This window comes from Mycetohabitans sp. B8 (genome assembly GCF_021991875.1).
Classification (GTDB): domain Bacteria; phylum Pseudomonadota; class Gammaproteobacteria; order Burkholderiales; family Burkholderiaceae; genus Mycetohabitans.
The window spans coordinates 266,276-280,347 of sequence record NZ_JAHLKR010000016.1; the positions used below are offsets into that span (position 1 = coordinate 266,276).

Annotated in this window: 13 protein-coding genes, 1 tRNA gene and 2 pseudogenes; 10 read left to right on the plus strand and 6 right to left on the minus strand. The window is 61.8% G+C overall.

Features of this window, described 5'->3' with window-relative positions:
* Positions 1–61 precede the first annotated feature (61 nt).
* Both KQH60_RS07220 and KQH60_RS07225 read left to right on the plus strand, forming a co-directional pair.
* Positions 62–523 carry an NfeD family protein gene (locus tag KQH60_RS07220; protein ID WP_237575823.1) on the plus strand — a complete coding sequence of 154 codons (462 nt, stop codon included), beginning with the start codon at positions 62–64 and terminating at the stop codon, positions 521–523.
* 14 nt (positions 524–537) lie between these two features.
* The gene (locus KQH60_RS07225; protein WP_237575824.1) at positions 538–1,458 is read left to right on the plus strand and encodes an SPFH domain-containing protein; all 921 of its coding nucleotides are present in this window, start codon (positions 538–540) and stop codon (positions 1,456–1,458) included.
* A gap of 83 nt (positions 1,459–1,541) precedes the next feature.
* On the opposite strand, the gene smpB is transcribed toward KQH60_RS07225, so the two are convergent.
* Positions 1,542–1,991 (minus strand): SsrA-binding protein SmpB, encoded by a 450-nt coding sequence (gene smpB / locus KQH60_RS07230; protein ID WP_013435278.1) that lies wholly within the window; start codon positions 1,989–1,991, stop codon positions 1,542–1,544.
* A gap of 136 nt (positions 1,992–2,127) precedes the next feature.
* Here smpB and KQH60_RS07235 point away from each other — a divergent pair, with 136 nt between their 5' ends.
* Positions 2,128–2,565 (plus strand): type II toxin-antitoxin system RatA family toxin, encoded by a 438-nt coding sequence (locus KQH60_RS07235; RefSeq protein ID WP_237575825.1) that lies wholly within the window; start codon positions 2,128–2,130, stop codon positions 2,563–2,565.
* Between the two features lie 31 nt (positions 2,566–2,596).
* On the plus strand, positions 2,597–2,920 hold the full coding sequence (locus KQH60_RS07240) for an RnfH family protein (RefSeq protein ID WP_237576084.1): 324 nt from the start codon (positions 2,597–2,599) through the stop codon (positions 2,918–2,920).
* Positions 2,921–2,964: 44 nt separating this feature from the next.
* Here the strand turns inward: KQH60_RS07240 and KQH60_RS07245 are convergent.
* Positions 2,965–3,306, minus strand: a pseudogene (locus KQH60_RS07245) (EamA/RhaT family transporter); the annotation flags it as partial.
* 156 nt (positions 3,307–3,462) lie between these two features.
* On the opposite strand from KQH60_RS07245, the gene guaB reads away from it, so the two are divergent.
* From guaB to guaA, 3 genes are all read left to right on the plus strand, one after another.
* The gene (gene guaB / locus KQH60_RS07250; protein WP_237575826.1) at positions 3,463–4,926 is read left to right on the plus strand and encodes an IMP dehydrogenase; all 1,464 of its coding nucleotides are present in this window, start codon (positions 3,463–3,465) and stop codon (positions 4,924–4,926) included.
* Between the two features lie 8 nt (positions 4,927–4,934).
* Positions 4,935–5,594 carry a hypothetical protein gene (locus tag KQH60_RS07255; protein ID WP_237575827.1) on the plus strand — a complete coding sequence of 220 codons (660 nt, stop codon included), beginning with the start codon at positions 4,935–4,937 and terminating at the stop codon, positions 5,592–5,594.
* 119 nt (positions 5,595–5,713) lie between these two features.
* A complete protein-coding gene (gene guaA, locus KQH60_RS07260) occupies positions 5,714–7,297 on the plus strand; it encodes a glutamine-hydrolyzing GMP synthase (protein ID WP_237575828.1) in 1,584 nt (527 codons plus the stop codon).
* Between the two features lie 130 nt (positions 7,298–7,427).
* On the opposite strand, the gene KQH60_RS07265 is transcribed toward guaA, so the two are convergent.
* Positions 7,428–8,330, minus strand: a complete 903-nt coding sequence (locus KQH60_RS07265; RefSeq protein WP_237575829.1) for a LysR family transcriptional regulator — start codon at positions 8,328–8,330, stop codon at positions 7,428–7,430.
* A gap of 248 nt (positions 8,331–8,578) precedes the next feature.
* Here KQH60_RS07265 and KQH60_RS07270 point away from each other — a divergent pair, with 248 nt between their 5' ends.
* Together KQH60_RS07270 and KQH60_RS07275 are read left to right on the plus strand one after the other, a co-directional pair.
* Positions 8,579–8,833 carry a zinc-binding dehydrogenase gene (locus KQH60_RS07270; RefSeq protein WP_237575830.1) on the plus strand — a complete coding sequence of 85 codons (255 nt, stop codon included), beginning with the start codon at positions 8,579–8,581 and terminating at the stop codon, positions 8,831–8,833.
* A gap of 245 nt (positions 8,834–9,078) precedes the next feature.
* Positions 9,079–10,209 carry an NAD(P)-dependent alcohol dehydrogenase gene (locus KQH60_RS07275; protein WP_237575831.1) on the plus strand — a complete coding sequence of 377 codons (1,131 nt, stop codon included), beginning with the start codon at positions 9,079–9,081 and terminating at the stop codon, positions 10,207–10,209.
* Positions 10,210–10,654: 445 nt separating this feature from the next.
* On the opposite strand, the gene KQH60_RS07280 is transcribed toward KQH60_RS07275, so the two are convergent.
* Both KQH60_RS07280 and KQH60_RS07285 read right to left on the minus strand, forming a co-directional pair.
* Positions 10,655–10,745, minus strand: a tRNA-Ser gene (locus KQH60_RS07280).
* A gap of 81 nt (positions 10,746–10,826) precedes the next feature.
* A pseudogene (locus KQH60_RS07285) lies at positions 10,827–11,081 on the minus strand (MFS transporter); the annotation flags it as partial.
* 103 nt (positions 11,082–11,184) lie between these two features.
* On the opposite strand from KQH60_RS07285, the gene KQH60_RS07290 reads away from it, so the two are divergent.
* A complete protein-coding gene (locus KQH60_RS07290) occupies positions 11,185–11,712 on the plus strand; it encodes a phospholipase D-like domain-containing protein (RefSeq protein WP_237576085.1) in 528 nt (175 codons plus the stop codon).
* Positions 11,713–11,836: 124 nt separating this feature from the next.
* On the opposite strand, the gene KQH60_RS07295 is transcribed toward KQH60_RS07290, so the two are convergent.
* On the minus strand, positions 11,837–13,906 hold the full coding sequence (locus KQH60_RS07295; RefSeq protein ID WP_237576086.1) for a heavy metal translocating P-type ATPase: 2,070 nt from the start codon (positions 13,904–13,906) through the stop codon (positions 11,837–11,839).
* Positions 13,907–14,072: the final 166 nt, after the last annotated feature.

Here is a 14,072-nt window from a genome sequence, read left to right on the forward strand (position 1 = left end):
CTTCATGTTATAAGACACCTCGGTAACGGCACCGGGGTGTTTTTTTATTCAAAGGATCGTAATGGCGGGTTCAGGACTCATCTGGTGGATCGTGACCGGCGCGCTGTTGGTGGTCGAGTTGACGACCGGCACGTTCTATCTATTGATGATTGCGCTGGGCTGTGCGGCGGGCGGTGTCGCCCACGGAATCGGCATGCCGATGGCTGCGCAGCTTGCGCTGGCCGCACTGGTCGCGCTGGCCGCAGTGACAGCGCTGCGGTGTTCCCGCTACGGTGACCGGCAGCGCCGCGACGTACGGGACGCCACGCAGAACGCCGATGTGCTGCTGGACATCGGCCAGACAGTGCGCGTCGAACGTTGGGATCACGGCCGGGCACGCATCAACTATCGCGGTGCGCAATGGGATGTCGAGCTTCAGCCCGGCGAGAGCGAGCATGCGCACTGGTATTTGATTCGCCAGGTGCGTGACAATCGGCTCATCGTCGCTGCTCGACCGGCCGCTCGCTCTTCTTCCACAGCCTGACGAAATACTACGCTATGAATTTGTCAATTATCGCACTGGTCTTGTTTGTCGTCGTGGTGGTGATCGCGACGCAATGCGTGAAGATCACGCCGCAGCAGCACGCCTGGGTGCTCGAGAGGCTCGGCCGTTATCACGCGACGCTGACGCCGGGCCTGAACATCGTGCTGCCATTCGTCGATCGCGTGGCGTACAAGCATTCGCTGAAGGAGATCCCGCTCGACGTGCCGTCGCAGGTCTGCATCACGCGCGACAACACGCAACTGCAGGTCGATGGTGTACTGTATTTTCAGGTCACCGATCCGATGAAAGCCTCGTACGGCTCGGCGAACTACGTGATGGCGATCACGCAGCTTGCTCAGACGACGTTACGCTCGGTCATTGGCAAGATGGAACTGGACAAGACGTTCGAGGAGCGCGACCTGATCAACCACAGCATCGTGTCGGCGCTCGACGAGGCGGCGGCGAATTGGGGCGTGAAGGTGCTGCGCTACGAAATCAAGGATCTGACGCCGCCCAACGAAATTCTGCGTGCAATGCAGTCGCAGATTACGGCCGAGCGGGAGAAGCGGGCGTTGATTGCTGCGTCCGAGGGCCGCAAGCAAGAACAGATTAACCTGGCGTCCGGCGCGCGCGAGGCGGCGATCCAGCAATCCGAAGGGGAGAAACAGGCCGCGATCAACCAGGCCCAGGGGCAGGCTGCTGCCATTCTCGCCGTGGCTGATGCGAATGCGCAAGCGATCCAGAAAATCGCCGACGCGATTCAGTCGCGTGGCGGCACGGAGGCGGTGAATCTGAAGGTCGCCGAACAATATGTCAGTGCTTTTGGCAACCTGGCCAAGCAAGGCAATACACTGATTGTCCCGGCCAATCTGGCCGACATGAGCACAATGATTGCCTCCGCGCTGAGCATCGTGCACGCCAAGCGTGACGTGTAGCCGAAACAGCGTGTTGGCCAAGCCGCCAGGCGCACGCGTCATGTTGTCACACGCGGGGGCGGGCGGCGTCGCGGCGCACGCCGCTAGCGCGTCGTGTTTTTCAGCAGTTGTGCCTTCTCGCGTTGCCAGTCGCGCTTCTTTTCGGTCTCGCGTTTGTCGTGCAGTTTCTTGCCGCGGGCCAGGCCGATTTCACACTTCACCCGTCCATTCTTGTAGTGGAAGTTCAGCGGCACTAGCGTGTAGCCACGCTGCTCGACCTTGCCGATCAGCTTGCGGATCTCATCGGCGTTGAGCAGCAACTTGCGCGTGCGCACAGGGTCTGCGTGCACGTGCGTCGAGGCGGTCTGCAACGGGCTGATGTGCGTGCCGATCAAAAACAGCTCGCCGTTGCGTATGACAACATAGCCTTCCTTGATCTGGCCGCGCCCGGCGCGCAGTGCTTTGACCTCCCAGCCCTCAAGCACGAGCCCCGCCTCGTAGCGTTCTTCGATGAAGTAATCAAAGAAGGCTTTCTTGTTGTCGATGATGCTCATGAATGGGTTTGACCAACTCAGATAAAATTACGATTTTAGCAAAGCGACTCGGCGCCGAAGGCCGCGTCGCGTCCGCGCGTGCTCTCTGGGCTCGCCGCGACGCGCGCGGCGCCACGCGCCTCCTCGATGCCCTTTTATGGCAGACGTCCAGAAAACCGTCTTAATTCGTTATTCCGCCGAACGCATGTTCGACCTTGTGACTGACGTCGCCGACTATCCAAACTTTCTGCCTTGGTGCGGCAGCGTCGAGATCCGACACCAGGACGAGACAAGCATGGAAGCACGGATCGACATCCGCTTCAAGGGTATTCATCAGCATTTCGCCACACATAACAAGCAACGGCGCCCGGAACGGATCGATATGGAGTTTACCGAAGGGCCTTTCAAGCGGTTCACTGGCTATTGGAACTTTATCCCGCTGCGGGACGATGCGTGCAAGGTTGAGTTCGCGTTGCACTATGAGTTTTCCAGCATCATCTTAGAGAAATTGATCGGACCGGTGTTCAATCACATCACGAACACGTTCGTCGAATCGTTCGTCAAGCGGGCAGGAGAGCGCTATGGCAAGCGTTGATCCGGCGGCGCTGGGCGGCGGCGCCGGGGCCATGCTCGAGGTGCAAGTTTGTTATGCGCTGCCCGACACCCAAACGCTCGTCGATTTGCGACTGCCGATCGGCGCGACGCTGCGTGAGGCCATCGAGGCCAGCGGGATCGTCGCGATACATCCGCAGATCGACCTGGCCCAGCAGCGCGTCGGCGTGTTCGGACGCATCCGCGTGCTGGACTCGACGCTCGAGCATGGTGACCGCGTGGAGATCTATCGGCCGTTGACCGTCGATCCGAAGCTCGCGCGGCAGCGCCGCGTCGACAAGTCCCGCCACAGTGGTTCGCTCGAAGGACGCAAATGGCGTGCGAAAGACGCGCGCTGAAGCGTGCCGCGCATGATGCGCTCCCGTTGGTGGCGCTCGGCACGTCAGTGCGCCGAGACTGGCGTGTTCTCCTCGATCGCGTGCCGCGACTTGCCGGGGGGCGACGGTTGACTCGCGTGCTGGCGGACTGACCTGCCCACGCCCGCAACCAGCAGCCCAATCGCGCCCCATTCGAGTGCGTGCGGCCAGCGCTGCGCGTAGATGAACCCGTACACGAGCGCGAACAGCGTCTCGAACACGATCAACTAGCCTGACAGCGTCCAGGGCAGGTGTTTCGCCGCAGCGTTCCATAACGCATTGCCCCACCATGAACAGCCGATGGCGATGGCCAGGTTGAGCGCCCAGAACAGTTGCCAGCGTTCGGCATTGAGCGCTGGCTGCCCGGCTGCGGTTCATTCGTGATGTTTGTCGAATCCTGCAATGGGCGCAACGCTCACGTCGGCCCGGGCAAAAAATGGGGTCATAGATGTAACTGGCTGTTCAGACAGTGAAAATCCAGGTAACTATCGGTATAATTCGGTTTTGCGCCTATAGGATTTGCCATGCGTCTGATCCAAAAAGCACTCACATTCGATGATGTGCTCCTCGTGCCGGCGTACTCGAACGTACTGCCGCGCGACACCCGTCTCACAACCCGCCTGACTCGCAATATCTCACTGAACATGCCGCTGATTTCGGCCGCGATGGACACGGTGACCGAAGGGCGGCTTGCGATTGCGATGGCGCAGCAGGGTGGAATCGGCATCGTGCACAAGAATCTAACGGCGGCCGAACAGGCGCGTGAAGTCGCGAAGGTCAAGCGGTTCGAGTCTGGCGTGCTGCGGGACCCGATCACTGTGCCGCCTGATATGAGGGTGCACGACGTGATTGCGCTGTCGCGCCAGCATGGCATTTCCGGCTTCCCGGTCGTCGACGGCGCGAAACTCATCGGCATCGTGACGAACCGCGACCTGCGCTTTGAGGAGCGGCTAAACGAGCCGGTGCGCGCGATCATGACGCCTCGTGAGCGGCTGGTCACGGTCAGCGAGGGGACGTCGCTCGCGCAAGCCAAGGCGCTGATGCACCGCCACCGCCTGGAGCGTGTGCTGGTCGTCAACGACGCGTTCGAGCTACGCGGATTGATGACGGTTAAGGATATCACGAAGGCGACCGAGCACCCGGACGCCTGCAAGGACGAGCACGGCAAGCTGCGGGTCGGTGCCGCCGTTGGCGTCGGTCCGGAGAACGTGGCGCGCGTCGAGGCGCTGGCGGCGGCGGGTGTCGATGTGATCGTGGTTGACACCGCGCACGGGCACAGCCAGGGTGTGCTAGAACGGGTGCGCTGGGTCAAGCAGCATTTTCCGCATATCGATGTGGTGGGGGGCAACATCGCGACTGCTGAAGCGGCTAAGGCGCTGGTCGAGTACGGCGCCGACGGCGTGAAGGTTGGCATCGGTCCGGGTTCGATCTGCACCACGCGGATCGTCGCGGGCGTCGGCGTGCCGCAGATCACCGCGATCGCGAACGTGGCTGACGCGCTGCGGGGCAGCGGCGTGCCGGTGATCGCCGACGGCGGCGTGCGCTACTCCGGGGATGTATCGAAGGCGTTGGCCGCGGGCGCCGACGCGGTGATGATGGGCAGCATGCTGGCCGGCACCGAGGAATCGCCCGGCGACGTGTTCCTGTTCCAGGGACGCCAATACAAATCGTATCGCGGCATGGGTTCGGTTGGCGCGATGAAAGATGGTGCGGCGGACCGCTACTTTCAGGAAGACAATTCGGCCAACGTCGACAAGCTGGTGCCTGAAGGGATTGAAGGTCGCGTCGCGTACAAGGGTGGCGTCAACGCGATCCTGTTCCAATTGATTGGCGGGGTGCGCGCGAGCATGGGCTACTGTGGTTGCCGCACGATCGACGAGTTGCACGAGAAAGCCGCGTTCGTCGAGATCACGGCGGCCGGCGTCCGCGAGTCGCACGTGCATGACGTGCAGATCACGAAGGAAGCGCCGAACTACCACGTCGAGTGAGCGGACGCATGAAAGCCCTGTTGCGCGCGGTACTGATCGTCGATGTGTTGGTAACGGCGGCGTTCGGTCTATTGATGATCGCGACCCCATGGCGGTCGCTGTACGACATGCTGCAGTTGGTGCAAGTGTCGCCAGCGATGGTGGGACAGTTATTCGGCATCGTGTTGTTGGCACTGGCCGGATTGCAATTGCGCGCGGCGATTCATGGCGCGCTGACCGCGCCGGTTGCCGGTGCCAGTGGCCACGCGCTGTGGGCCTGTGGCGTGCTGATGCTCGTCTGGTTGGTCGCGGTGCGTTCGCCGTCGCTGGCCGGCCTCGGCCTCTGGATCGGACCGCTGGTGGGTGTCGCGTTGCTGCTGTATGGGCTGATTAACGTCCGGCTGGCTGCCGCGGTACGGCGGCGCGACCGGGCCGCCGCACAGGGTGCGGCCTCAGCGGAGCGTGCGCGCCAACGTGCCGCCGCGACGACGCCAATGACACCGGCTCAGGCCGCAGACATGTTGACCAGTCCGGCGAAATCAGCCGGCCGGGTGCCGGCGATGACGCGGCCCGGCGCATCGGCAACCAACGCATCGCCATCCACCGCGTCGATACCCGAGGCCGGTCCCGGCGCCGGCGAACGTCGCGAGCCGTTCGTGCGCGGTGACAATGACACGGATCGCAGCTGAACGGCGCGTCGATATCCGCTTGGAACGTGCCTCCGGCCGTATTGCACGCCGTGCTGCCGTCGGGTCCGCGCACAGCGCGGTTTGTCCCGTTTTTACTCTATTGAGATTCACCCATTGCCATGCATGACAAGATCCTGATCCTCGACTTTGGCTCCCAAGTCACGCAGTTGATCGCGCGCCGAGTGCGCGAGGCGCATGTCTACTCCGAGGTTCATCCATACGATGTTGATGACGCATTCGTGCGCGAATTCAAGCCAAAGGGTGTGATTTTGTCCGGCGGTCCGAGCTCGGTTACCGCTACGGATACGCCACGCGTGCCGCAGGCCGTGTTTGATCTGGGTGTGCCGGTACTGGGCATTTGTTATGGCATGCAGGCGATGGCATTGCAACTGGGCGGCAAGGTCGAACTCGGTCATGTGCGCGAGTTCGGCTACGCCGAGGTACGTGCGCGTAACCATACGAAGCTGCTGGAGGCGATCGAGGATTTCACGACGCCGGAAGGCCATGGCATGCTGAAGGTCTGGATGAGCCACGGTGACAAGGTGGCTGAGATGCCGCCCGGTTTCAAGCTCATGGCGTCAACTGAGTCATGCCCGATTGCGGCGATGGCCGATGAAGACCGCCGATTCTACGGGTTGCAGTGGCATCCGGAAGTCACGCATACGATCAAGGGCCGTGACATGCTGAACCGGTTCGTGCTCGAGTTGTGCGGCGCGAAGCCGGATTGGGAAATGGGGCACTACATCGCCGAGGCGGTGGAGCAGATCCGCGCGCAGGTCGGTAATGAGCAGGTGATTCTCGGATTGTCTGGCGGCGTTGATTCGTCGGTTGCGGCGGCACTGCTGCACCGTGCGATCGGTGACCAGTTGACGTGCGTGTTCGTCGACCACGGCTTGCTGCGGCTCAACGAAGCGGAGCAGGTCATGGAGACGTTCGGACGGCACCTTGGGGTAAAGGTGATTCACGTCGACGCCAGCGACGCATTCATGAGCAAGCTTGCCGGCGTGACGGATCCGGAGCACAAACGCAAAATCATCGGTGCGGAATTCGTCGAGGTGTTCCAGAACGAGGCCCGCAAGCTGACCGACGCGAAATGGCTCGCGCAAGGCACGATCTATCCGGATGTGATCGAGTCGGCTGGCAAAGGTAAGAAGGGCGCGCATACGATCAAGAGCCACCACAATGTGGGCGGATTACCGGAAACGCTGAATCTGAAACTGCTCGAGCCGCTGCGCGAGTTGTTCAAGGACGAAGTGCGCGAGCTCGGCGTGAAGCTCGGCTTGCCGCCGTCGATGGTGTATCGACATCCATTCCCCGGGCCGGGGCTGGGCGTGCGGATTCTAGGCGAGGTCAAGCGCGAGTTTGCCGATTTGCTGCGCAAAGCCGATGCGATTTTCATCGAAACGTTGCGTACGACGATTGATCTGGATAGCGGCAAGTCGTGGTATGAGCTGACCAGCCAAGCGTTTGCGGTCTTCCTGCCGGTGCGCAGCGTTGGCGTGATGGGCGATGGCCGGACGTATGACTATGTCGTCGCGTTGCGCGCGGTGCAGACGCACGATTTCATGACCGCGCATTGGGCACATTTGCCGCATGAATTGCTTGGGCATGTGTCGAATCGCATCATTAATGAGGTGCGGGGTATCAATCGCGTTGTGTACGATATTTCAGGCAAGCCGCCGGCGACGATTGAGTGGGAGTGATTGGGCGTCTAGTGACAGTTGGCACCGATGGCAGAAGGGTTGCGCACAGCGTCGCGGAGGACGAGATGTTCGACTTGCACGAACGCATGATGCGGTAACGTTATTGGGCGGATGAGCAGAAACACTAGCGTCACGCGACGCTGAAAGCATGCTTGAGCCGATCAAGGAACCAGCGGCCCGCGAAACCCGGCGGCGTGTCCTTACGGTAGATCGCAAACATCGCGATCGGCGGGGTTTGTGGCTGAAAGTGCTCGATTTGCAGCGGTACCAACTCGCCGGAAACGATATCGTTATGCACCATTGGCGCCGGCATGTGCCCCCATCCGAAGCCGGCGCGCAGAAACGCGTGCTTCGCACCCAGATCGGCGAGTCGCCAGATCAGCGGCGACAGGACGCCGAACGTCTTGCACTCGGTCAACGTCGTACGATCAGTCAACACAAGCTGCACGTGTTCTTCAAGTTCGCGCAGTCGGATCACCCGTTTGATCGACGCCAACGGATGGGCTGGAGCCGCGACAGTGACCATCGGGACATCGAGCAGCTTTTCTGCATCCACCGTTTCGGGCATGGCTGGCATCGAACCACTGATACCAAGCCGACACTCGTGATCGAGTACCGGCCGCATCACCGCGCCCAGCGCTTCCACGTAGAGCCGCAATGGTGTGTGGGGAAACGTATCGCGGAACTCGCCGACGGCGGCCGTCAGCGTGGCCATCGGATACATGACGTCCACTACGACCGACAACTCGGGTTCAAGCCCTTGCGCAATGGCTCGCGCCTTTAACTTGAAATCGTCCATTGCGCTGACAACGAGGCGTGCTTGTGCAAGCAGCGCAGTGCCTTGCTCGGTCAAGCGCGGATAGCGGCTTCTCCGGTCGAACAGCTGCACATCGATCTGTTCTTCGAGGTTTGCGAGTGTCTGGCTCACAACGGATTGCGCCCTGTGCAGCTTTCGGCCGGCGGCGGAGAAACTGCCTTCGCCTGCTGCGGCAATGAAGGTGCGCAACTGATCCAGGGATACGCCGTCTAGCATAGACCGGTTCCTTAGATGACTTTTATCGAGAAGTATAGGCTTCCACGAAAGATGTCAAGAATTTAATTTTGCCCATGCCATCACCGAAGGAGATGTCCATGGAGCACGCCCCAGATAGCGTTCAGCAACGGGTAACTCGATCTGCGTACATCGACGATTATCGACTATGCAGCGGATGATTTCGAGCGTACTGTGTCTAGCGTCGATATCGTGCTCCACCTCGTGGGAGGCGATACGCCATCGCGTTCATGGTCCGTGCCCAGGCGGAATGGGGGCTTGTTTCAACGGTTAGCCTGCCGGATACGAAGCGCGGCCAAGGTGTCGGCGCCATCGGCAAGCATTTCGCCGTGTGCTCCGACGGCACTCGGTTGTCCGTAATTGTGTCGCTTTATGAATCAGGAGGTCTAATCATTGATATGAATTCCGTGTATCCGCTCGCCCGTGCTAGCGAAGCGATGGCAAGAGGCATGGCGCGTCATGTCCGCGGGAAGATCGTTATTTAAGCGACCAGCTGAGGTGCTCAACCATTAAAACCATTTTGATTGAGAATCGGAGCGCATGAGCCAACCGATTATGCACGCTTATCCTGCGTTCGGCCACGCTCAACGAGGACCGGAGTCATGGCGTTTTTCTATTTGAAAACTGATCAATAAACTCGTGTTTGATTCAAGCCAGTGGGCGAGCGCGGCCATCGCTGATAAGGGCTGTTCCTGGCACCGACCGTACCCACTCTGAAGAGGACTAGACCATGAATGCGTCGACAGGTTTGCACGATATCACGGTGGCGGTGGCACGCGCTGCGCAACAGCCTTTCACCATCGAACCGGCGCGTATCCGGGGGCCACAGGGGGACGAAGTTCTGGTGCGCGTGGTTGCCACTGGCTTGTGCCACACCGATCTAATCGTGCGTGACCAGTACTATCCTGTACCGCTGCCGGCCGTACTCGGCCATGAAGGCGCGGGGGTCGTCGAGCAGGTCGGCCCGAGCGTCAAGGATTTGAAGGCCGGCGACCATGTGGTACTGACCTACGGCGCCTGTGGTCATTGCAGCCTTTGTGCCAGCGGCCACGAAGCCTACTGCAAGGATTTCTATCCGCTCAACTTCGGCGGCAGCGATGCCCACGGCCATACCGCACTGCAGACCCCCGAGGGTGAACCGCTACACGATCATTTCTTCGCCCAGTCCTCTTTTGCCACTTACGCACTCGCGCGCGAGCACAACGCCATCAAGGTGCCCACCGATGCTCCGCTGGCGTTGCTCGGCCCCTTGGGATGCGGCATCCAGACCGGCGCAGGCGCGGTGATCAATTCGATGAAGGTGCGCCCGGGCAGCAGCTTTGTCGCCTATGGCGCCGGTGCGGTGGGGTTAAGCGCGGTGATGGCCGCGCGCGTGGCCGGTGCGACCACCATCATTGCCATTGATATCGTGTCTTCGCGGCGGGTACTAGCAAGGGAACTGGGGGCCACCCACACGGTGAATAGCCAAGAGGCCAATATCGTCGAGGCAGTACGCGAGATAACCGGCAGTGGTGCCGATTTCGCACTCGAATCCACTGGCAGGCCGGAAGTGCTCGAAGCCGGCATCGACGCGCTGAGTGGCTTGGGTACCATCGGTATCGTCGGCGCGCCCAAGCTTGGCACCCGGGCCAGCTTCGACGTCAACAACCTGCTGCTGGGCGGACGCAGCATCCGTGGCATCGTCGAGGGCGACAGCGTCCCTCAGGTGTTCATCCCTCAATTGGTCAGGCTCTATCAGCAGGGCCGGTTCCCATTCGATCGCCTGGTCAAGTTCTATTCTCTGGAACAGATCAATCAGGCCGCTGAAGACAGTACCAAGGGGGTCACCCTGAAGCCCATCCTACGCATGGCCGCGAACTGAGCGGTGCACGATGGCATCGAACGCCTCAATTGGGCGAGCCGGTCATTTCCACATCGACTTGGCAATGCCTAGGGTGATGGGCATTGTCAATATGACACCCGATTCATTCCTCGATGGGAGCGCCATGACTCCACCCGTGCGGCACTGCCGAAAGGCGAGGATCTGATACGTAGCGGTGCGCCTATCCTTCTGCCGTATTTTCGAGCGCTCAATGGCTTCGGCGCGCGCAACCATCCGATCCTCGGAGTTCAAGGACACACGCACACACGCTGCTTCTTGCGGCGACCGTGCTCGGTTAGTGCATGTGGAAGTCGTAGACGCCGTGCCGTGCTCTTGCGCTGCGGCAGGAATGCTCATGGTGCAGGGTGTGGATATCCCAAATGAGGGAAACCATGGCGAGAGCCGATTGAAAAACGTCTTTGGAAATCGATCAATGATGTGTCGATGGCGGAGAGAGGGGGATTCGAACCCCCGATAGGCTATTAACCTATACACGCTTTCCAGGCGTGCGACTTAAACCACTCATCCATCTCTCCGGAACAGGGAATTTTACCAGCATCGGAAATCCTAAACAAGGAGGACATAGACCACGCTCGCGAGCGCCGAACCGACTGCGCGCCGACGAAGAGGCTCGTCATGTAAATCGAGTTCAGCCGATTGCGGCTATATGCGTCGAGCACGTAGATTGCCCGCTGTCCGAGCACCCTGTTCATCTGCGCCGCGAAGTCGAGCAGGACCCCGGTTGCGACGAGCCCAGCGACGCCGACGCCCGGTATGAGCAAGACGGGCACGAAGCTGACTGCTGCGAGTCCCAGCGCGACGATGGTCGCGCGCCGCGTATGGCCGGCGTCGGCTAGGCGGCCGGCCACGGGGATCAACATTCGCTCATCGCAGGGGCGCTGCTGAGCGGGGATGCGAAAGGAAGTCTCATGGGACGGATATATCGCGATCGATATCCGGCTAAAATCGCTGCCCATGAAAAGACTGATCCATTGTCTCGTGGCCCTCGCGTGTGCCACATCCATTGCCGAAGCGGCGCCTGTGCGCATTCAGAACGCGACGGTCGATACGTATTTCTCGCCGGACGGCGGTGCGGGCGCCGCCGCGGCGGCGCTGATCGACGGCGCCAAGCGCCGGGTCTGGCTGGCCGGCTATTCATTCACATCGCCCGACATCGCGAAGGCCCTGCGCAACGCGCGCGTGCGCGGTGTCCAGGTGCGCGTAGTATTGGACAAATCAAATGAGACCGGCAAATATAGTGGAGCAACCTATTTGGCCAATGCCGGCATCGACGTGCGGATCGACTCGCGCTATCCCATCATGCACCACAAGTTCATCGTGGCGGACGATGTGGTAGCGCTGGGTTCGATGAACTTTACCCGGGCGGGCGATCGCAAGAACGCGGAAAACTTCAACGTGTTCCGTGGTGCGCCGGCGCTGGCCAGCGCCTACGCCGCGGAGTTCGATCGACTGTATGCCGAATCCGCCCCGTACCGCCGCTAAAGCGGGTGCGCGCGGCGGATGGCCGTCAGCGGCCGGCCGCACCACGCACTCGGTCGAGCAACGCGAGGGCGGCAGCGGGATGGCGGCGCAGCCCCGCGGTCAATGAAGGCGCATTGCAGTGCGCTTAACGACGCAACAGCCTGAGCCCGTTGCCCACGACCAACAGGCTTGCGCCGACATCGGCGAACACGGCCATCCACATCGTACCGTAGCCGGCCAGCGTGAGCGCCAGAAATGTGCCCTTGAGCCCCAGCGCGATGACGATATTCTGCGTCAGGACGCGACGCGTGGCCTTCGATAGCCGGACGAATACGGCAACCTTGCGCAGATCATCGTCCATCAGGGCGACGTCGGCGGTCTCGATCGCGGCGCCAGCGCCCAATGCGCCCATGGCAAAGCCGATATCGGCGCGCGCGAGCGCGGGCGCGTCGTTGATGCCATCACCCACCATGCCCACCGCATGGCGCGCTCCGGTCAGTGACTCGATCGCGCGGCGCTTGTCGTCTGGCAACTGGTTGCCGCGAACCTCGTCGATACCGGCCTGGGCCGCGATGGTCCGCGCGGTATGCGGATTATCACCACTCAGGATGAGCGTGCGCACGCCGAGCCGATGCAACTGTGCGACGGCCTCACGACTGGTGGGCTTCAGGGTGTCGGCGAGCGCGAACAAGGCGAGAACGCGGTGTTCGTCCATTAGCATCACGATCGTCTTACCTTGCTGCTCCAGACTGTTCAGCTTCGCGTCGAGCTTCGCATCGCAGCATCCGAGCGTTTCAGCCAGGCGGCGGTTGCCGAGCCAGTAGCGCACGCTGTCGATAGTGCCGTGCACGCCGCGCCCGGGCAGCGAGCCGAAGTCGTCGACGACTAAGTGTTGCGGGCCGGCGGCACCGGCGGCGGCGATCGCGGCGGAGACCGGGTGGTCCGAGCGGGCAGCAAGGCTCGTCGCCAACAGACGACAGCGCGCGGCATCGACTGCCGCACAAGGCTCAAAATCGGTTTGCTGCGGACGCCCTACGGTCAGGGTGCCGGTCTTGTCCAATGCGAGCCATGCCAGGCGGTGCCCTTGCTCCAGGTAGCGGCCGCCTTTGACCAGGATGCCGTGGCGGGCGGCGACCGCCAGTGCGCTGACAATCGTGACAGGGGTGGAGATGACTAGCGCGCATGGGCAGGCGATCACCAGCAGCACCAGTGCTTTGTAGACCGACGCCGTCCACGCTGCTTGGCCAAGCAGCGGCGGCACGGCCGCGACCAGCAGCGCCAATGCCAGCACAATGGGCGTGTACACGCGCGCAAAGCGGTCGACGAAACGCTGGGTCGGCGCCTTAGACGCTTGTGCTTGCTCGACCGCTTGCACAATGCGGGCCAGTGTGCTCTGTGTGGCAGGGGCGGTAACGCGATAGTCAAAAGAACCCGATGCATTGAGGGTCCCGGCATACACCGCGTCGCCGACTTGCTTGTCCACCGGTAGGCTCTCGCCGGTAATCGAGGCTTGATCGACCGCTGAGCGGCCGGACACGACACAGCCATCAAGCGCGATCCGCTCGCCTGGTTTCACACGCACCCGTGCACCGGTTGGCACGGTGCGCGCGTCCACGACGCGCCAACTGCCGTCGGCTTGCTGCATAGTCGCCTTGTCGGGCGCGAGCGCAACCAAACGTTCAATCGCACGCCGTGCGCGCTCCAGCGAGCCAGCCTCGATGCGTTCGGCGATTGTAAACAGCACCATCACCATGGCGGCTTCCGGCCATTGGCCTAGCGCGAAGGCGCCGGTCACCGCGACGCTCATCAACGCGTTAATATTCAGATTACCGTTGCGGATCGCGATCCAGCCTTTGTGGTATGTGCGCAGGCCAGCACCGAGCACGGCGAGCGCCGCGAGCGACGCCGTAATCCAGCCGGGTGCACCGAGCCAGGTTGCTGCCTCAGCGGCCAGTGCGGCGATGCCGGCCGCCACGAGCGGCCAGCGCCGTGCTGTAGGCGTTGGCGCTGGCGGCGGCACGGTACGCGTGTCGTCGCGCGGTTGTACCTCAGGGGTGAAGCCGAGTGAGGCGAGCGCGGCGACGATGTCATCCAGCGCGCTGCACGGGTGCTCAACGGTCAATACACGTTGCAGCAAGTTGAACTCGAGTCGTTCGGCGGGAACAATTTTGTGCAGCTTCGAGCGGATCAGTGTTTCCTCGGTCGGGCAGTCCATTTGTTGGATACGGATCTGCGTGCGTACCGTGTCGCTAGCAGCTATCTCGCCGCCGTCGCGCGCGTGTGCCGCCGAAGACGAATCCGCGCCTGGACTGGACGCTGCTCGTGCGCGGGCAGCGGCATGGCAAACATCGGCGTGCGGCCGGTTGCCAGTGTGCGGGCCG